The 17,537-nt window shown below is 61.8% G+C and carries 14 protein-coding genes; 12 read left to right on the forward strand and 2 right to left on the reverse strand.

What is annotated here, in order from left to right; all coding sequences use genetic code 11:
* Nucleotides 1–90 precede the first annotated feature (90 nt).
* From lgt to AC1DY9_RS02815, 7 genes are all read left to right on the forward strand, one after another.
* On the forward strand, nucleotides 91–927 hold the full coding sequence (gene lgt / locus AC1DY9_RS02785) for a prolipoprotein diacylglyceryl transferase (protein ID WP_457280331.1): 837 nt from the start codon (nucleotides 91–93) through the stop codon (nucleotides 925–927).
* Between the two features lie 303 nt (nucleotides 928–1,230).
* Entirely contained in the window at nucleotides 1,231–1,899 is a 669-nt protein-coding gene (locus AC1DY9_RS02790) for a GntR family transcriptional regulator (protein WP_457280332.1), read from the forward strand.
* On the forward strand, nucleotides 1,896–3,374 hold the full coding sequence (locus AC1DY9_RS02795) for a malonyl-CoA decarboxylase domain-containing protein (protein ID WP_457280333.1): 1,479 nt from the start codon (nucleotides 1,896–1,898) through the stop codon (nucleotides 3,372–3,374). The genes AC1DY9_RS02790 and AC1DY9_RS02795 overlap by 4 nt, the downstream gene beginning before the upstream one ends.
* Nucleotides 3,375–3,436: 62 nt before the next feature.
* Nucleotides 3,437–5,563: an alpha/beta hydrolase domain-containing protein gene (locus tag AC1DY9_RS02800; protein WP_477665744.1), complete on the forward strand. Its 2,127-nt coding sequence runs from the start codon at nucleotides 3,437–3,439 to the stop codon at nucleotides 5,561–5,563.
* A 55-nt stretch (nucleotides 5,564–5,618) separates the two neighbouring features.
* A complete protein-coding gene (locus AC1DY9_RS02805; protein ID WP_457280335.1) occupies nucleotides 5,619–6,602 on the forward strand; it encodes a Bug family tripartite tricarboxylate transporter substrate binding protein in 984 nt (327 codons plus the stop codon).
* A gap of 7 nt (nucleotides 6,603–6,609) precedes the next feature.
* Nucleotides 6,610–7,440 carry an enoyl-CoA hydratase/isomerase family protein gene (locus AC1DY9_RS02810; RefSeq protein WP_477665745.1) on the forward strand — a complete coding sequence of 277 codons (831 nt, stop codon included), beginning with the start codon at nucleotides 6,610–6,612 and terminating at the stop codon, nucleotides 7,438–7,440.
* Nucleotides 7,427–8,959, forward strand: coding sequence for a malonate--CoA ligase (locus AC1DY9_RS02815; RefSeq protein ID WP_477665746.1), 1,533 nt, complete (start codon nucleotides 7,427–7,429; stop codon nucleotides 8,957–8,959). Before AC1DY9_RS02810 ends, AC1DY9_RS02815 begins: the two co-directional genes overlap by 14 nt.
* A gap of 9 nt (nucleotides 8,960–8,968) precedes the next feature.
* Here AC1DY9_RS02815 and AC1DY9_RS02820 read toward each other — a convergent pair whose 3' ends face one another.
* Nucleotides 8,969–11,104 carry an acyl-CoA dehydrogenase gene (locus tag AC1DY9_RS02820; RefSeq protein WP_477665747.1) on the reverse strand — a complete coding sequence of 712 codons (2,136 nt, stop codon included), beginning with the start codon at nucleotides 11,102–11,104 and terminating at the stop codon, nucleotides 8,969–8,971.
* A gap of 512 nt (nucleotides 11,105–11,616) precedes the next feature.
* On the opposite strand from AC1DY9_RS02820, the gene AC1DY9_RS02825 reads away from it, so the two are divergent.
* The 4 genes from AC1DY9_RS02825 to AC1DY9_RS02840 all read left to right on the forward strand — a co-directional run bounded on the left by AC1DY9_RS02825 (nucleotide 11,617) and on the right by AC1DY9_RS02840 (nucleotide 15,854).
* The gene (locus AC1DY9_RS02825; protein ID WP_457280339.1) at nucleotides 11,617–12,780 is read left to right on the forward strand and encodes an extracellular solute-binding protein; all 1,164 of its coding nucleotides are present in this window, start codon (nucleotides 11,617–11,619) and stop codon (nucleotides 12,778–12,780) included.
* A gap of 100 nt (nucleotides 12,781–12,880) precedes the next feature.
* On the forward strand, nucleotides 12,881–13,984 hold the full coding sequence (locus tag AC1DY9_RS02830) for an ABC transporter ATP-binding protein (RefSeq protein ID WP_457280340.1): 1,104 nt from the start codon (nucleotides 12,881–12,883) through the stop codon (nucleotides 13,982–13,984).
* 36 nt (nucleotides 13,985–14,020) lie between these two features.
* Entirely contained in the window at nucleotides 14,021–14,962 is a 942-nt protein-coding gene (locus AC1DY9_RS02835) for an ABC transporter permease (RefSeq protein ID WP_457280341.1), read from the forward strand.
* 61 nt (nucleotides 14,963–15,023) lie between these two features.
* Entirely contained in the window at nucleotides 15,024–15,854 is an 831-nt protein-coding gene (locus tag AC1DY9_RS02840; protein ID WP_457280967.1) for an ABC transporter permease, read from the forward strand.
* Here the strand turns inward: AC1DY9_RS02840 and AC1DY9_RS02845 are convergent.
* A complete protein-coding gene (locus tag AC1DY9_RS02845) occupies nucleotides 15,799–16,746 on the reverse strand; it encodes a DMT family transporter (RefSeq protein WP_457280342.1) in 948 nt (315 codons plus the stop codon). The genes AC1DY9_RS02840 and AC1DY9_RS02845 overlap by 56 nt on opposite strands.
* A gap of 172 nt (nucleotides 16,747–16,918) precedes the next feature.
* Between AC1DY9_RS02845 and AC1DY9_RS02850 the strand changes: the two genes are divergently transcribed.
* On the forward strand, nucleotides 16,919–17,353 hold the full coding sequence (locus tag AC1DY9_RS02850; RefSeq protein ID WP_457280343.1) for a gamma-glutamylcyclotransferase family protein: 435 nt from the start codon (nucleotides 16,919–16,921) through the stop codon (nucleotides 17,351–17,353).
* Nucleotides 17,354–17,537 lie beyond the last annotated feature (184 nt).

Here is a 17,537-nt window from a genome sequence, read left to right on the forward strand (position 1 = left end):
GTGTGATCCTGTACGGCGTTGCTCCCAGTTTAAGCGAGCGGGCTCACTGTAAGCCCTTTCCTACGAGCCTCGCATGCAAAAATACGGCCCATGCTTATTCATCCGCAAATCAATCCGGTTGCCCTGCAGTTGGGTCCCCTGGCCATCCATTGGTATGGCCTGACATATCTGGCGGCTTTTGGCCTCTTCTTCTTCCTGGCTACGCGGCGCCTTCGCCACGAGCCCTATGCGTCCATCACCGGCCCCGGCGCCTGGTCGCGCAGGGACATTGAGGACATCCTGTTCCTGGGTGTCATGGGTGTGGTGGTCGGTGGGCGGCTCGGCTACTGCCTTTTTTACAAGCCCGGTTACTACCTGTCGCACCCGCTTGAAATCTTTTTTGTGTGGCAGGGCGGCATGAGCTTTCACGGCGGGATGCTGGGTGTGCTGGCCTCGCAATGGTGGTTTGCCCGTTCGCGCCAGCGGCCTTGGCTGCAGGTCATGGACTTCGTCGCGCCTTGCGTACCGACCGGGTTGGCGGCGGGGCGCGTTGGCAACTTCATTAACGGTGAGCTCTGGGGACGCTTCAGCGACCCTGCTTTGCCCTGGGGCATGGTATTTCCGGGCAGCGGCGCCATGCAGCCGCGTCACCCCTCACAAATCTATCAATTCCTGATGGAGGGCTTGTTGCTGTTCGTGCTGCTCTGGTTGTACGCGCGCAAGCCGCGTAAGGTGGGGCAGGTCTCCGGGGCCTTCCTGGTCGGCTACGGCGTGTTTCGTTTCATCGCCGAGTTTTTCCGTGAGCCAGACGACTTCCTCGGCATCCTCGCCCTGGGCATGAGCATGGGCCAATGGCTTTGCGTGCCCATGATCGCAGCGGGTGCCTGGCTCTGGGTGTGGGCTTCCCGGCAGGGTCAACCCCAAAAATCCATCGCAGGCAGCTATTGACTTGTGGCGATAGCTCCGGGCGTCAGGACTGTCTGGTGCCCTGAGCCTCTCGCTTCGGGGCGCTAGGGTTTCTCCCTGTCGTTTTCAGGCACAACTCACTTGTCTGACTGCTTTTTAACTCTCATAATTATGTGTAATTACTTGAAATTACCGCTGGAATTCTGAAAACTCCAGACGCTGCCGGGGCAGTTGTATGGAAGCAGGTGGATTTTTCGGGACGTGCCGGGCCACCGCAGTTGCCGGGTTCGGTGGATGTGTCGTGTATTTGGGTTCATTGCGTCAGCCGGTCAAAAGGGGTCTGTCATGCGTCTGGTCCAGAGTTCATTGCATCAGGAGGTCGCCAATACCCTGCGCGAGCAGATTTTTGCCGGCCAGCTGGCGCCCGGGAGTTTTCTGGACGAGGTGGCGCTATGCGAACGGCTGGAAATCTCCCGCACGCCACTGCGCGAGGCGCTCAAGGTACTGACCTCGGAAGGGCTTCTGCGCCACGAACCCCGGCGTGGTTGCTTTGTCAATGAGGTGACCGAGCAAGACCTGGACGACATTTTCCCGGTCATCGCCTTGCTGGAGGGGCGCTGCGCCTATGAGGCGGCACGCAATGCCACCGACGCCGATCTGGCTGCGCTCACTACTTTGCATGAGCGGCTTAACAGTCACGCCAAAGCCGGCCGGATCAATGACTATTACGCGACCAATTTCGCCATTCACGAGGCCATCATCCTGTTGGCCAACAACCGCTGGCTCGCGCAGGCGATTGCGGACCTGCGAAAAATATTGAAGCTTGCCCGGCTCCAGCAGTTGCACGCGCCGGGCCGGCTGGCGCAAAGTCTTTCAGAGCACATGACGGTGTTTGCGGCCCTCAAAAGCCGTGACAGCGAAGGTGCCGATGCTGCCATGCGCACGCACCTGACGCGCCAGCGCGAAGCGCTGCGTGACCTTTCCCGCAGCCAGCGCTCCAGGGTGGCCTCATGAGCGCCGCAGACTGGCTCAGCCGCAATGTTTCGCGGCTCACGGCAGGCGAGAAAGGCCTTACAGAAAAAACGGCCGCAGGGCAAACAGACCGTGCGCAAGCAGCTACAAAAAAGATAGCAGCTAGCGTCGAATTGCCCGCACGAAGCACGCATGAACGGCTTCTGGCAACTTTGAGCCATAAGGACGAAGCGCTGTCGCCGCGTGTACTTCGCCGCACCTTGCAGGAGTTGCAGGCCATCATTGATCCCCGCGTCAGTGAGGTGGAAGGCGGCCGGCGCGCCATGGCCATCGCGGCCTGGTACCAGGGCGCCACCCCGGCTCGCCGGCGCGACCTGTGGATGCTGATGAGTGAGCAGTTCGTCGCCAATCCGCAGAAGGTCAAGGCCGCGCAGGCGCAGTTTGCGGCTGCCGTGGGTACACCCGAAGAGGCCGTGGCCGAGGTGCGTTACCGCCGTGCCACTGTCTCGCCGCGCCGGCGTCTGCTGCAGCGCTTCAGCGTCTATCCGGGCGGCATCCAGTTCCTGGTCGAGATGCGTGCCGACATGCAGCCCAGCCTCAAGGCCGACAAGCGTCTGCTGGCGCTGGATGTCGAAATGGAATACATGTTCTCGACATGGTTCGATGTCGGTTTCCTTGACCTGCGCCGCATCACCTGGGATTCACCGGCGTCACTGATTGAAAAGCTGATCAAGTACGAAGCGGTCCATGACATCAAGGGATGGGCCGACGTCAAAAACCGGCTTGACAGTGACCGTCGCTGCTATGGCTTCTTCCACCCGCGTCTTCCAGAAGTGCCGCTGATTTTTGTCGAGGTCGCGATGGTCGAGACGATTGCGGGCGACATCATGCCTTTGCTTGATGAGCTGGCAGCGCCCTCGGACCTGAGCCGTGCGACCACTGCGATTTTCTACTCCATCAGCAATACGCAGGCCGGCCTGCGCGGCGTGAGCTTTGGCGATTCACTGATCAAGCGCGTGGTGGAGACCCTGAAAGAGGAGTTTCCCAAGCTCAAGACCTTTGCCACCCTTTCACCGATTCCGGGGTTTCGCAGCTGGCTGGGCAAGAACGCGGCGGCCATGCTGGAAACGCTGGGAGACAAGGAGCTTGCCGCCCTGGGCCGGGCGGTGGGGTTTGAGCCGCCCACTGCGGGGCACCTGCTGACCGCCGCAGAGAATCCGCTGGCTCTCAACGAAAAGTCGCCGGTGCGAAAGATGCTGCTGCACTGCGCCGCCCATTACCTGGGCCGGGCCCTGGAAGAGGGCAAGCCGCTGGATCCGGTGGCACGCTTTCATCTGGGCAACGGGGCGCGCGTAGAGCGCATCAACTGGGCAGGCGACCCGACGCCCAAAGGGCTCAGGCAATCGTACGGCCTGATGGTGAATTACCTCTATGACCTCAAGCGCCTGGACAAGCACCGCGCCTTGCTGGCCCAAGGAAAGGTGGCTGTGTCCGGCGCTATTGAATCGCTTTTGTAGTTTTTTGCAGTTGCAGACGAGCAGTAGACAGATGTAGACAGATAAAAACGAAGGAGACAGACATGAGACCCGTTCACCTGATGGGAAGGTTGGCGCTTGCGTCGCTGGCCGCCGTGTTTTTGCTGGGACATTCCGCCCAGGCCCGCGTCACGCGGATCGTGATTGACGAAACCGTTCCCCTGGCGGCAGACCTGTCAGGTGGTGTTGCCTTTGAACAGGTTGCCGGCCGCGCGTTCGGCGAGCTGGACCCCAAGGCGCCTGGCAATGCCATCATCCAGGACATTGAACTGGGCAAAGAGGCCGATGGCAAGGTGCGTTACGTGGCCACCTTTGTGTTGACCAAGCCGGTTGATTCGTCCAGGGCCAGCGGCCTGATGTGGCATGAGGTGCCCAACCGTGGTTTGCGCCGGCCCAATGTGGTGCAGGAGCGTGCGCTGGGTGACATCGACCTCACCAGCGCCTGGCAGGGCGACAACGCCGGCGCCACCATGGTGCGGGCCACTGCTGCGGTCGAGCTTGCCCACTGGCTCAAGGTGCCGGTGGCAAGAAACGCCGATGGCTCACCCGTCACCGGTGAGGTGTTTGGCCGCATCGTCAATCGCACCGGCCCGGGTTCGCAGCCGCTGATCGTGCAAACAAATCCTGTTCCGTACAAGCCAGTGAGCCTGGACACGCGCCAGTCGCGCCTGGTGTCGCGCACGGCTGAATCCACCCGTGGCGATGTGACCGGCGAGACAGTGATTCCTTCCACCGACTGGGCCTGGGCCAAATGCGATGCGGCCAATCCTTTTCCCGGCATACCTGATGCCACGCAGATTTGCCTGAAGAACGGCTTCGATGCCAGCAAGCTTTACCAGGTAGTGTTCAAGGCCGCCGACCCCTACCTGCTGGGCGTGGGCTTTGCCGCCTGGCGCGATATGGGGGTGTTCTTCAAGACGGCCAGGGCCGATGACGCCGGCACACCGAACCCGGTGGCTGGGGTGGTGACCCACAGCATTGGCCGGGGCGTCTCGCAGTCCGGTAACTTTCTGCGCGGCTGGCTGCACCTGGGCTTTAACCGGGACGAAGCCGGGCGCCAGGTGCATGACGGCCTCTGGCCCATCATTGCGGGCCGGCGCATCGCGCTGAACTTCCGCTGGGCCCAGCCCGATGGCGTGCTGGAGCTGTACCAGGCCGGCAGTGAAGGGCCGCAGTGGTGGGCACGCGCGGCCGACCCGGTGCGCGGTGGGCCGCCTGCCGGTATTCTTGATCGTTGCGAAGCCAGCAAGACCTGCCCGAAAATCGTTGAGCACTTTGGCTCGGCCGAGGTTTGGGCCCTGAAACTTACGCCGGAATGGGTGGGTACCGATGCCAGGGCCGACCTGCCTCTGCCTGCCAACGTGCGGCGCTATTACATTGCCAGCTCCAGCCACGGCGGCGGGGCAGGGGGCTTTGACACCAGCCTGCCGGGCGTGGGCCTTCCAACGGCAGGCGCCAGTTGTCCGGGCAACAATTTCGGCATGGGTGTGTTACCCGCCAACCCGGTGCCGCATACCGAAACCGTGAACGCGCTGCGCGCGCACTTTCGCAACTGGGTGATGCGTGGCGCCGAGCCACCGCCCAGCCGCTGGCCTACCCTGGCGCCGCGTGCCGGCGAGCCGCGCGGCTCGCTGGCGCTGGCCACCAAGGAAGGCATCGGCTTTCCCACGCTGCCGCAGTTGCGCCCCACCGTGCCCGAGCCGGACTTCATCATGCCGGTGCTTGACTATGACTGGGGCCCCGCGTTCAACCCTGCCGATGGCTCGGGCGTGGCATCCAATGCGCCGCCGCCCATCCGCCGGGTGCTGCCCATGCTGGCGCCGCGTGTGGACGCCGACGGCAATGAGCTGGGCGGCGTGCCGGTAGTGCTGCTCGAAGCGCCGCTGGGCACCTACCTGGGCTGGAACATCACGACGGGCGGCGCCCGGCCGTTCCATCAGGGACAAATCTGCAATTACGTGGGCGGCATGGTGCCCTTTGCCCGCACGGCGCAGGAGCGCAGTGCCAACGGCGACCCGCGCCTGTCGCTGCAGGAGCGCTACGGTTCGCACGAGGGCTATGTGGTCGCCGTGCGCAAGGCCGCCGACAAAGCCCAGGCCCAGGGTTTCCTGCTGGCCGAAGACGCGGTGCGCTTAATCAAGGCTGCCGAAGCCAGCGCGGTGCTGCGTTGAAGGCGATTTTTAACGAATATCATCCCGTAGTAAAACTTATCAAAGGAGACAAACCATGATTTCATTTAACCGGCGCGACGTCCTGCGCATCGCTGCGGCCAGCGCTGCAACCGCATCACCCCTGCTGCATGCGCAGTCAGCCTGGCCCACCAAGCCGGTGACGATGATCGTGCCGTTTCCAGCCGGCGGCGGTACCGATGCGTTCGCACGGCCGCTGTCGGCGCAGTTCGCCAAACTCACAGGCAAGCAGCTCATCATCGACAACCGCGGCGGAGCCGGCGGCACCTTGGGCGCGAGCATCGCCGCCAAGGCGCAGCCCGACGGCTATACGCTGTTCATGGGTGCCGTGCATCACACGATTGCGCCGTCGATGTATCCCAAGCTGGACTACGACATCGAGAAAGATTTTGTGCCGCTGGCCCTGATGGCCAATGTGCCGCAGGTGCTGGTGGTCAATCCCCGCAACATGCCGTTCGCAGACTTCAAGGCTTACATCGCGGCCGTGCGCAAGGCACCCGGCAGATACAACTACGGCTCCGCCGGTGCGGGTACTTCGCACCATCTGGCCGGGGAGCTCTTCAAGCAGCAAACCAAGACCTTCATCACGCACATCCCTTATCGCGGCGCGGGCCCTGCGCTGCAGGACTTGATTGGCGGCAACGTCGACATGATGTTTGACGGCCTGGGCTCTTCCGCCAACCACATCAAGGGCGGCCGCATCAAGGCGCTGATGGTGTCGGGCACGAAACGCAACCCGGCCTTCCCGGACGTGCCCTGCGCCGGCGAACTCGGCCTGCCCGACTACACCGTGACCACCTGGTACGGCATCTGGTCGCCCAAGGGCACACCAGCCGACGTGCAGGCACGCATCGTGGAAGACCTGCGCAAGGCCGCCACCAGCGACGAGCTCAAAGCCATCTGGGCCAACAACGGCGCGGACTTCGGCAACCTCACGCCCCAGCAGTTCGGCACGTTTGTGAGCAACGAGGTCAAACGCTGGTCGGCGGTGGTGAAGGCCTCCGGCGCCAAACTCGACTGACCCCTTGATGACCGGTGTCGTTTTACTGGAAGTGAAAGGCCCCGTTGCCTTTGTGACGCTGTCCCATCCCGGCAAGCTCAACGCCATGTCTCGCGCCATGTGGCGCGAGTTGCGCGCGGCGTTTGAGCGCATCCAGCAAAGCGCAGCGTTGTGTTGCGTGCTGGTGCGGGGAGAGGGCGGGCAGTTTTGCGCGGGCGGCGACATCTCCGAATACGCCGGCTTTCGCTTTGAAGAAGCGGGCCTGCGCGCGTTTCATGAAGACGATGTATGGGGCGGCTTGCAGGCCATGCTGGACTGCGACGTCCCCATCGTCGCGCAGATCGAAGGCAACTGCATGGGCGCCGGCGTCGAGATTGCCTGCTGCTGCGACATCCGCATTGCCGGCGACACAGCGAAGTTTGGGGCACCCATTGCCAAACTCGGCTTCCCGATGGCGCCGCGCGAGGCTGCGCTGGTGATGCGTGCCGCCGGAGAGCTGACCGCTCGGGAGATGTTGCTTTCGGCTGCCGTTCTGGGGGCCGCCGAGATGAAGCAGCGCGGCTTTCTCAACCAGGTTGCGCCAGGCCAGGACGTCGAGGCCCTGGTCATGGCGTGCGTGGATCGCACCTGTGCCCTTGCGCCTGGCGCCGCGCGCCTGAATAAACAGGCATTCAGGGCTCTGGCGCCCACTGGATCAGCGCAACCAGCTACTGATTTGATAGCAACAGCCTACCGTTATGCCCCTTCTGCCGAGCACCGCGAAGGTATTGCCGCTTTCACTGAAAAACGCCTGCCCCGGTTTGATCGCCGGGCGGCCGACATTCCAACCATAGCCAGCCTGACCCATGAAAAACCATAACCTGTTTGCAGCGCTTCGAGCCGCATTTCCTTCTTCGCTCAATGAAGTCGCCGTCGAAACTGACAACGGCCTCTGCTATTCGTGGCGCGACCTCGAACGCGGCACTGCGATGATGGCCAACCTGCTGGCCTCGCTGGGGTTACCTGAAGGGGCCAGGGTGGCGGTGCAGGTCGAGAAGTCGGTGGAAGCCATGATGCTTTACCTGGCGACGCTGCGCGCCGGCTATGTGTTTTTGCCGCTCAACACTGCCTACCAAAGCGCCGAGATCGAATACTTCATCGACAACGCGGAGCCGTCCGTGATGGTCTGCAGCAGCAAGAATTTTGGCTGGGTCAGCAAGATCGCCTTCAAGGCCGGCACGCAGAACGTGTTCACACTGGACGATGACCGCACAGGCTCGCTGCTGGACCGTGCGGCGCATTGCAGCGACCAGCATGAAGTGGTGACACGGCGGGCGGACGACCTGGCCGCCATCCTCTACACCAGTGGTACCACCGGCCGCAGCAAGGGCGCCATGCTTTCGCACGGAAACATGTTGAGCAATGCGCTGGTGCTCAAAGATGCCTGGGGCTGGAAAAAAGGCGATGTGCTGATCCATGCCCTGCCGATTTTTCATGTGCACGGACTCTTTGTTGCCATTCACGGTGCGCTCATCAACGGCAGCAAGATGATCTGGCTGGCCAAATTCGACCCCAAGCTGGTGGTGAAAAGGCTGCCCCAAGCCACGGTGTTCATGGGCGTTCCCACGCTGTATGTGCGCCTGCTGGCCGAGCCGGGGCTGACCCGCGAAGCCTGCCGCAACATGCGGCTCTTTGTGGCGGGGTCGGCGCCTTTGCTGATCGAGACCTTCAACGAGTGGAAAGAGCGCACCGGCCACACCATTCTGGAACGCTACGGCATGTCGGAAACCGTGATGCTCACGTCCAACCCTTACAAGGGTGCCGAGCGGCGCGGCGGTACGGTGGGCTTTGCGTTACCCGGTGTCAGCCTGCGAGTGCAGGACGAAGGCGGCGAGTCATTGCCGGCCGGTGAGATCGGCGGCATCCAGGTCAAGGGCCCGAATATTTTCAAGGGCTATTGGCGCATGCCGGAGAAGACAAAAGAAGAGTTCACCGCAGACGGCTACTTCAAGACCGGCGACGTGGGCAAGATCGACGAGCGCGGCTACATCGTCATCGTGGGCCGCAGCAAAGACCTCATCATCAGCGGCGGTTACAACGTCTATCCCGCCGAAATTGAAGGCTACATCAACGACATGCCCGGCGTGGCCGAAAGCGCGCTGGTCGGTGTGCCGCACCCGGATTTCGGCGAGGTCGGCGTGGCCGTCGTGATCGCCAAGCCGGGCGTCGTGCTCGAGGGAAGCAGGATTGTGGGCGAACTGAAATCGAAGCTGGCCAACTTCAAGATTCCCAAGCACTGCTTTGTGGTCAACGAGTTGCCGCGCAACACCATGGGCAAGGTACAGAAGAATTTGCTGCGTGAGCAGTACAAGGGATTGTTTACCCGGGCCGCGGCTTAAGAACAGGTTCTAAGGCGCAAAGTCGTCGACCTGGATCACCTTGTCGGCGGCGCGCAAATAAGCCAACGCCAGGTTCGGGCGGCTTGAGGCTTGCGCGGCGTGCTCCATGGACTGATTGCTGCGCACGGCCTTGTTCAGCGCCACGGTTTCTTCGCCGAGCTGCGTTGCCAGATCGAGCGCATCCATCAGGTCGCGCAGCCCACCGCTTGTTGGCATAGCCAAATCGGGGCACAGACGCCTCACGACAGCGGACTTGGTTCGCAGAAGTTTGGCAAGTTCCAGCAGCTGAACGTCCCGAAGCGGTGCCAGGCGCGTGCTGCGGTTCAGCACCAGTGCACCCACTACACGCCTTAGCGGCGAAGGAAAGTTGGCGTAGAGGGCCTCCAGCGTGTTGCCGGCTTCATCGAGCTGCACGCGAATGGCCGCCTGTGCGACCGGCAGCATGGTCGTATCCTTGTCGAAGGCATAGCGCCAAAGGCAGGCGCTGGCCATGTAGAGATGGGCCAGCACATCGCCCAGCCTTGCCGACAGCAACTCCATGCGCTTGAGCTTGCCGCCCAGCAAGCCCATGGCCAGGTCGCAGGTCAATGCGTACTGGCTGCTCAGGCGGGCGATCAGCCGGGCTTCTTTTTCCAGGCCCGCGGGGGGCGAGCCTCGCAAGGGTGCGCCGGCGATGCTGTGCCAGAAGTTACGCAGCACGTGTCCGCCATGGCCGATCAGCGCTTCCCCCATCGCCTGCGCATCGTTGCCCTGCACGGCTTGCATTTCCTTCATCACGTAGGGGTGGCAGCGCACCGCGCCTTGTCCAAAAATGATCAGGGAACGGGTGAGGATGTTGGCGCCCTCGACGGTGATGGCGATGGGCGCACCGCGGTAGGCCACCGACAGCAGGTTGGACGGGCCCTGGATGATGCCTTTCCCGCCCAGAATGTCCATGCCGTGGCTGACGGCGCGCCGCCCAGCTTCGGTCAGGTGCACTTTCAGGATGGCGCTGGCCACGCTGGGCTGCTCTCCTTTGTCGAGCACGGCAGCGGTGTAGCGGCGTGCGGCGTCCGTCGCATAGAGCTCGCAGGCCATCTCCGCAATCACGCCGGCAATGGCGTCGAAGCGGCCGATGGGAAGCCCGAACTGCTCCCGCACCTGGCCGTAACCGTTGGCGACGAAAAGAGCCGTTTGCTGCATGGCCGAGCCCAGCGCAGGCAATGAGATGGCGCGTCCTGCGGCCAGGCATTCCATCAGCATGCGCCAGCCCTGGCCGACCTGCTGCTCGCCGCCGATGATCCAGTCCATGGGGATGAAGACTTCACGGCCTTCGATGGGGCCATTCATGAAGGCGGCGTCCATCGGCCGGTGCCGCCTGCCGATCTGCATGCCCGGTTGCGGCACGGGAATCAGCGCGCAGGTGATGCCCAGGTTGCGCTGGCCTTCAGGCAGGGTTTCGTCCACCGCGTTGAAGGCCAGGCCGACCACGGTGGCGATGGGCGCCAGCGTGATGTAGCGCTTGGAGAAATCCACACTGAAGCCGCGCACCATGACGCCGTCGATCTCGCGCTCGGTGACAACGCCGCGGTCAGGGATGGACGCGGCATCGGAGCCCGCATAAGGCGAGGTCAGTCCGAAGCAGGGCAGGTCGCGGCCATCGGCCAGGCGTGGCAGGTAGTGCTCTTTTTGTGCCGCTGTGCCATAGCGCAGCAGCAGTTCGGCCGGGCCCAGCGAATTCGGCACCATGACGGTCACGGCGGCAGAAATATTGAGTGTGGCGATACGCGTCACTACCGTGGCATGGGCGTAGTGGCTGAACCCGAGGCCACCCCATTCCTCGGGAATGATCATTCCGAAGAAGCGCCTGCCGCGCATGAAAGCCCAGACCTCGGCTGGCAGGTCGCCGGCCTGGTCGATGGCGAAATCGTCCAGCAGTGCGCACAATGCCGTGACCTCGTTGTCCAGGAAGGCCTGCTCTTTGGCGCTCAGTACATTGGGTCCAGCGGCCAGCAGGGCATCAAAATGGGGTGTTCCCGAGAACAGCCGGCCTTCGAACCCGACCGTGCCCGCCTCCAGCGCTGCCCGCTCGGTGTCGCCCATGGCGGGCAGCGCGCGGGCAAAGGGCTTCATGGCGGCCTGGCCTAACCATTGGGTAAGTCCCATGGGTTTCTCCTGAGCTGAAAGTAAGGGAATTGCCCTTAGCGTATGCAGCGCGAGCCATTTGGGCAGCCGTCCTTGGGCGTATCTGGCTGTAGGCGAATTGGCCCAGATGCCGGGCTGCCGTGGAGGCAGGCCCCGGGGAGAAAAAGTTCCCGCGGCTCTAGGGCCTGTCATCATATAAATCGCCGCTGTGTGGCACCCGGAAAAGGTCGCAATCTAGGCGCGAAATGAAGCCGGGGTAGGCCCCCGGTGAGGCTTCGCAACGACGAGTGCGGCCTTTTCCGGGTGCCACCCGTAGGGCTGGGGCTGCAAGGGGCGCCTCGCGTTGTTGCAGCCCTTGACCGGGGGATACCCCGGTCAAGGGCCTGCGCCTAGCGCTGCGCCCCTTGCAGCCCCAGCGCGGGGGCGATTTATATGATGACAGGCCCTAGCCCTCTTATACAATTGCTCCGGTCTGATTTTTGCTTGAGTTTCCTGGTTTTTACTTCCAAGTTTTAAGAGGAGTTACGGACATTATGAAAAAGCATCTTGGCTATCTGGCGATTTCAACCATCCTGGCAGCTATGCTGGCCGGTTGCGGTAAAAAAGAGGAGGCGCCTGTCGCGGCCACTCCGGCTCCCGCAGCCAGCGCACCCGCCGCTGCCCCCGCCGAAGAAAAGGTGCTCAATGTCTACAACTGGCCTGACTATGTCGCCAAGGACATGATCGCCAACTTCGAAAAAGAAACCGGCATCAAGGTCAACTACCAGACCTTTGAAAACAACGAAGCCCTGCATGCCAAGCTGGTGGCAGGCAACACCGGCTACGACATCGTGGTGCCCGGCGCTGTATTCGCCAAGCCGCAAATCGACGGCGGCCTGCTCTCCAAGCTCGACAAGTCCAAGGTCGCCAACTACGGCAACCTCGACCCCGCCATCATGGAAAAGCTGGGCACCATCGACCCGGGTAACGCCTACCTCGTCCCCTGGGCCTGGAGCTTCACCACGGTCGGCATCAACAAGGCCAAGGTGACCAAGGCGCTGGGCTCCACCCCCATGCCTGAAAACGCATGGGACCTGGTGTTCAACCCGGTCTACACCGCCAAGCTCAAATCCTGCGGTATTGCCTACCTCGACTCGCCAACCGAAGTGCTGCCGCCCGCCATGCATTACCTGGGCAAAAACGCCTATTCGAACGACCCGGCCGACCACAAGGCTGCGGCCGAAATGCTGGCCAAGGTGCGTCCGCACATCCGCATGTTCTCCAGCACCATGATTGACGACCTGGCCGGCGGCAAGGCCTGCGTGGCACTGGCCTGGGCCGGCGACATCAACATCGCCCGTGCCCGAGCCCTTGAAAACAAGAGCGGCAATGACGTCGAGGCCCTGTTGCCGAGCACCGGCGGCCTGATCTTCTTTGACACGCTGGCCATTCCGAAGGATGCCAAGCACCCGAACAACGCGCTGGCCTTCATCAACTACTCGCTGCGTCCCGAGGTATCTGCATCTCTGACCAACGAGCTGGGTTACGCCACCGCCAACAAGGCCAGCCTGGCCAACGTCAAGCCAGAGATCGCCAAGGACAAGGCGGTATTTCCCGATGCGGACAATCTGAAGAAAATGGTGTCTCCGGCCAGCTTCAGCAACGAAGCGCGTGAATCCATGAGCAATGTGTTCACGGCCTTCAAAAAAGGCAAGTGACGTTTTACTGATCTCTGGCAAGCGCTGATTTCAGTGTGAATCCGGCTGTGCATGCAATGCTTTGTGTGCGCAGCTTTTTTCTTGGTGAGAACCCCTGTTCATGAATCTACCCCTCCCGGCCGGTGACGGATTTTTGCGGACTGAGCAGCTGGTCAAGCGCTTTGATGGCGTGGCGGCGGTGGACGATGTGTCCCTGTCGATTCACAAGGGCGAAATCTTCGCGCTGCTCGGGAGCTCGGGTTGCGGCAAGTCGACCTTGCTGCGCATGCTGGCGGGTTTTGAAAAACCGACCGAAGGCTCGGTGATCCTGGACGGTGTGGACATCGCCTCTTTTCCGCCTTACGAACGGCCCATCAACATGATGTTCCAGTCGTACGCGCTCTTTCCCCATCTGACGGTGTGGGACAACATTGCCTTCGGACTCAAGCGCGAAGGCATGCCCAAGGGTGAGATCGAGGCGCGTGTGCAGGAGATGCTCAAGCTGGTCCAGCTGGAGACCTTTGCCAAACGCAAGCCGCACCAGCTCTCAGGCGGCCAGCAGCAACGTGTGGCCCTGGCGCGCAGCCTGGCCAAGCGGCCCCAGTTGCTGCTGCTCGATGAGCCGCTGGGCGCGCTCGACAAGAAGCTGCGCGAACGCACCCAGTTCGAACTGGTCAACATTCTTGAATCCGTGGGCGTCACCTGCGTGATGGTGACCCACGACCAGGAAGAGGCCATGGCCATGGCTTCCCGCATTGCCGTCATGAGCCACGGCCGCGTCCTGCAGGTCGGCACGCCAAAGGAAATTTACGAGCACCCCAATTGCCGGTTTGTGGCCGACTTCATCGGCAACGTCAACATGTTTGAAGGCGAGCTCACGCTGGACGAGGCGGACCGCTGTGAAGTCACGACGGAGCAGGGCGTGGTGAACGTGGGCCACGGCATCAGCGGCACGCTGGGGATGTCGGTGGCCATCGCGGTGCGGCCGGAGAAGATTCACATTGCCAAGACCCGTCCTGAGGTGAACGTCAACCTGTTCACCGGCAAGGTGCGGGAGATCGCTTACTTCGGCAGCTACAACACCTTCATTGTGGAAATGCCGGGCGGTCGCAGGGTGAAAATCACCGAGACCAACACCACGCGCCACGAGAGCTCCCTGATCACCTGGGAAGACGCGGTGTTCTTCTGGTGGGACGATTCGGCGCCCGTGGTGCTGACTCAATAAGCTGCTGCTGCGACGCCAAGCTATCTCACTACCGCGATGAAAATTCATTCCTGGCTTCAACTCAACCTGGGGCGGCGCTTCGTGATCGGCGTGCCTTATGTCTGGTTGCTGCTGTTCTTTGTGTTGCCTTTCCTGATCCTGTTGCGGATCAGTGTCACGGACATGGGCAATGGCGTGGATCCCTTCGCGCCGCTGATCGAGACGGTGCAGGGGTCCTGGCACGTCATGCTGCGCTACAACAACTATGCGTCCATCTTCATCGACAAGGCGGCCGATACGGCAGGCGGTTTTGGCAACACCATCTACATGGAGGCTTACAAGACCTCGCTGAAGTACGCCTTGCTCACCACGCTGTCTTGCCTGGTGATCGGCTATCCGTTTGCCTACTTCATCGCGCGCTCGCGGCCGGCGATTCGCCCGGCCTTGCTGATGATGGTCATGTTGCCGTTCTGGACGTCTTTCCTGCTGCGGGTCTATGCGTGGAAGGGCATCCTGGCCGATCAGGGCGTGCTCAATAACCTGCTGCTATCGCTGGGCATCATCCAGGAGCCGATGGTGATGCTCTACACCGACGTTTCCATGCTGGTCGGTATGACCTATGTGTACTGCCCCTTCATGATCCTGCCGCTTTACGCCAACCTGGTGAAGATGGATTTTCGTCTGCTGGAGGCTGCCCATGATCTGGGCGCCAGCGCCTGGAAGGCTTTCTGGCTGATCACTGTTCCACTCAGCAAGTCCGGGATCATCGCCGGTTCGATGCTGGTTTTCATCCCCAGCGTCGGCGAGTTCGTGATTCCGTCGCTGCTTGGGGGCGCTGAAAATATCATGATCGGCCGCGTGGTGTGGGACGAGATGTTCAGCAGCAACAACTGGCCGCGCGCATCCGCGCTGGCTGTCGTGATGATCCTCCTGATCCTGGTGCCGCTGGCGTTTTACTACCGCTCCAGCAGCGACCGCGATGCGCAAGGACGGCATTGACATGAAAAACGTGTTGAGACCAATCCTCCGGTTTTTTGAGAACAACGTCGGCCGGATCTGGATGGGCCTGGTATACCTGTTCCTGTACATTCCGCTCATCTTTCTCATCGTCTTTTCTTTCAACAGTACCCGGCAAGACGGTGTTTTCACCGGCTTTTCAACGCGCTGGTATGAGGCGCTGCTGTCGGACTCCCGGTTGGTGGAAGGATTTTTTCTGTCGCTCAAGGTGGCGCTGATCACCGGCACGCTGTCGGTGGTGCTCGGCAGCTTCGCTGCCTTTGTACTGGTTCGCTATTTGCGCTTTACCGGGCGTACGCTGTTCTACGGGTTGGTCAATGCGCCCCTGGTCATGCCCGAGGTCATCATCGGTCTGGCCCTGCTGCTGCTGATGGTGGCGGTGCAGCGCGCTATCGGCTGGCCGGACCGGGGTTTCATCACCATCGTGACGGGGCACACCTTGCTCGGCATGGCCTACGCCACGGTGGTCATCCAGTCGCGGCTCAGCGAAATGGACCGCACCCTGGAAGAAGCCGCCATGGACCTGGGTTGCCGGCCTGTGCAGGTGTTCTTTCTGGTGACTTTGCCCAGCATTGCGCCGGCGTTGGTATCGGCCTGGCTGCTCACCTTCACACTGTCGTTTGACGACGTCGTGATCTCCGAATTCTTGTCGGGGCCCGGCGTGACGACCTTGCCGCAGGTGATCTTCAGCTACGCCCGCCGCGGTGTGAACCCGTCGATTTACGCAGCGGCCACGATTTTGATCACGGTGGTGTCGTTGGGCATCATTGCCTACAGCATCTCCGTGATGCGCCGGCAAAAACGGCTGGACCGCGAAATCAGTGCGGCGGCTCGACCGGAACAGGCTTTCCCGGACCCCGCCCGGGCAAAGTAGCCAGCACGACGCCGGTCAGCGCGATGGCAAAAGCACCGATCTGGGTGCCATTGAGATTTTCTCCCAGAACAATGACGCCGACCGCTGCGGCGCTGACCGGCAGCAATACGGTGAAAACGCCGGCCTGGTTCGCCGGAATCTTCCTGAGCCCGGTCATCCAGAGCCAGACCGTCCATACGCTGGCCGCGAGCGAATAAAACAGCAGCAACAGCCAGGCGGAGGGCGCCACCTTGCCAAAGTCAAATCCCCAGGCCATCCAGAGGCCGAAAGGGGTGACGAGGGCAAAGCCCCAGAGGTTGATCAGTGCGGTGATGCGTTTGGGGCTGAGTACGCCGGTCAGCTTCTTGCCGATCACGGCGTAGGCCGCCTCGCATAAAACCGCGCCCACCAGCAGCAGATTGCCCAGCCAGGCATTTCTGTGTGCCAAATCGGCCTCCGGGCCAATGCTGACGGGCGCAACCAGCTCATTTTTTGATAGCGAAACAAGGCCAATGCCGACCACTGCGCAGGCTATAGCGCCCCATACGCGCGCACCGATGCGTTCCCGCAGGAAGAGCCAGCTCATCAGCGCAACGGCTGCCGGAATGGACGCCATGATCACACCGGCCGCAACCGCGCTGGTCATGCTCACGCCAAACAGCATGCAGATGGAAAACAGGAAATTGCCCAGAAAGGATTCGAGGAACAGCAGTCGGCCGGTTTGCCGGCTCATGGGGACTTCGCCTGCCGGTTTTTTCAGCCAGTGCAGCATGGCGCTGCCACCGATGCCAAAACGCAGCCAGGCCAGCAAAAAGACGGGGAAGGCGATGACGAGGGGTTTGGAAAGCGCTACGTAGCTGCCAACGAGCGACATGCTGAGCGCCAGGCAGGCGTAAGCCACGATTCGGTTCATTAAACTGGAGACTCCTGTGGTGCGGGCCAGTGCGGGGCCTGCGTTTGTACCGGCCGGGAACGGCCTGGCAGAGGTTGAAATCATGCCTTAATTTCAGTGGGGCATTGCCGGTTACACGCAGCCTGGACAGCCCACAATCCGATGACGACTCTCTGGCGACGACACTCAAACAATGCCTCAATCTCCTGTCCGTTATGTTTTTGTTTACGGCACCCTGCGCAAGGGTGAGCAGCGCGACATCAACCATTTGCAGCCGCCACCCCGCTGGATAGGGCGCGCCAGCGTGGCAGGCGTGATGCACCATCTGGGTAGCTATCCGGGCCTGACGCTGACCGGACCGGGAACCGTGCAGGGAGAGGTGTATGCGGTGGCGCCCGAGCTGGAGCGTGTGCTGGATGAAATCGAGGAGGTCTGGCCGCAGCAGACCGGTGAATACACCAAGCGCGAAGTGGCGGTGCAACTTGAGCCGGTATCCGGGTCTGGTCAACCGGAGCGCGCGCGGGAACTAGTGTGTTTCCTCTATGAGATCGCCCCCGAACGGATTCACGGCAAACCGGTGATTACGCTGGGCGACTGGGTGTTGCATCGAACCGGCGGCGCCAGCTGAGTCGTTCGCAAAGGGCTTCAGGACCCGGAGAGGAGGGCAGGGGCTGATGTGCGCGCTGACCACCGATGCAAGCCGCCGTTCACATTTCATCATTCAATAAATTGATTCCGCAATGTGGAATCAATAAATGCTGCAGTGCAAAATTATTTCTCAATATGAGAGATAGAATTTTATATTACGATAA

Source organism: Polaromonas sp. P1_F6 (assembly GCF_056405695.1).

Excerpts from the sequence above, each read along its gene's own strand:
- lgt (WP_457280331.1), top strand. The coding sequence starts at position 91 with ATGCTTATTCATCCGCAAATCAATCCGGTTGCCCTGCAGTTGGGTCCC.
- AC1DY9_RS02790 (WP_457280332.1), top strand. The coding sequence starts at position 1,231 with ATGCGTCTGGTCCAGAGTTCATTGCATCAGGAGGTCGCCAATACCCTG.
- AC1DY9_RS02795 (WP_457280333.1), top strand. The coding sequence starts at position 1,896 with ATGAGCGCCGCAGACTGGCTCAGCCGCAATGTTTCGCGGCTCACGGCA.
- AC1DY9_RS02800 (WP_477665744.1), top strand. The coding sequence starts at position 3,437 with ATGAGACCCGTTCACCTGATGGGAAGGTTGGCGCTTGCGTCGCTGGCC.
- AC1DY9_RS02805 (WP_457280335.1), top strand. The coding sequence starts at position 5,619 with ATGATTTCATTTAACCGGCGCGACGTCCTGCGCATCGCTGCGGCCAGC.
- AC1DY9_RS02810 (WP_477665745.1), top strand. The coding sequence starts at position 6,610 with ATGACCGGTGTCGTTTTACTGGAAGTGAAAGGCCCCGTTGCCTTTGTG.
- AC1DY9_RS02815 (WP_477665746.1), top strand. The coding sequence starts at position 7,427 with ATGAAAAACCATAACCTGTTTGCAGCGCTTCGAGCCGCATTTCCTTCT.
- AC1DY9_RS02820 (WP_477665747.1), bottom strand. The coding sequence starts at position 11,104 with ATGGGACTTACCCAATGGTTAGGCCAGGCCGCCATGAAGCCCTTTGCC.
- AC1DY9_RS02825 (WP_457280339.1), top strand. The coding sequence starts at position 11,617 with ATGAAAAAGCATCTTGGCTATCTGGCGATTTCAACCATCCTGGCAGCT.
- AC1DY9_RS02830 (WP_457280340.1), top strand. The coding sequence starts at position 12,881 with ATGAATCTACCCCTCCCGGCCGGTGACGGATTTTTGCGGACTGAGCAG.
- AC1DY9_RS02835 (WP_457280341.1), top strand. The coding sequence starts at position 14,021 with ATGAAAATTCATTCCTGGCTTCAACTCAACCTGGGGCGGCGCTTCGTG.
- AC1DY9_RS02840 (WP_457280967.1), top strand. The coding sequence starts at position 15,024 with ATGGGCCTGGTATACCTGTTCCTGTACATTCCGCTCATCTTTCTCATC.
- AC1DY9_RS02845 (WP_457280342.1), bottom strand. The coding sequence starts at position 16,746 with ATGAACCGAATCGTGGCTTACGCCTGCCTGGCGCTCAGCATGTCGCTC.
- AC1DY9_RS02850 (WP_457280343.1), top strand. The coding sequence starts at position 16,919 with ATGCCTCAATCTCCTGTCCGTTATGTTTTTGTTTACGGCACCCTGCGC.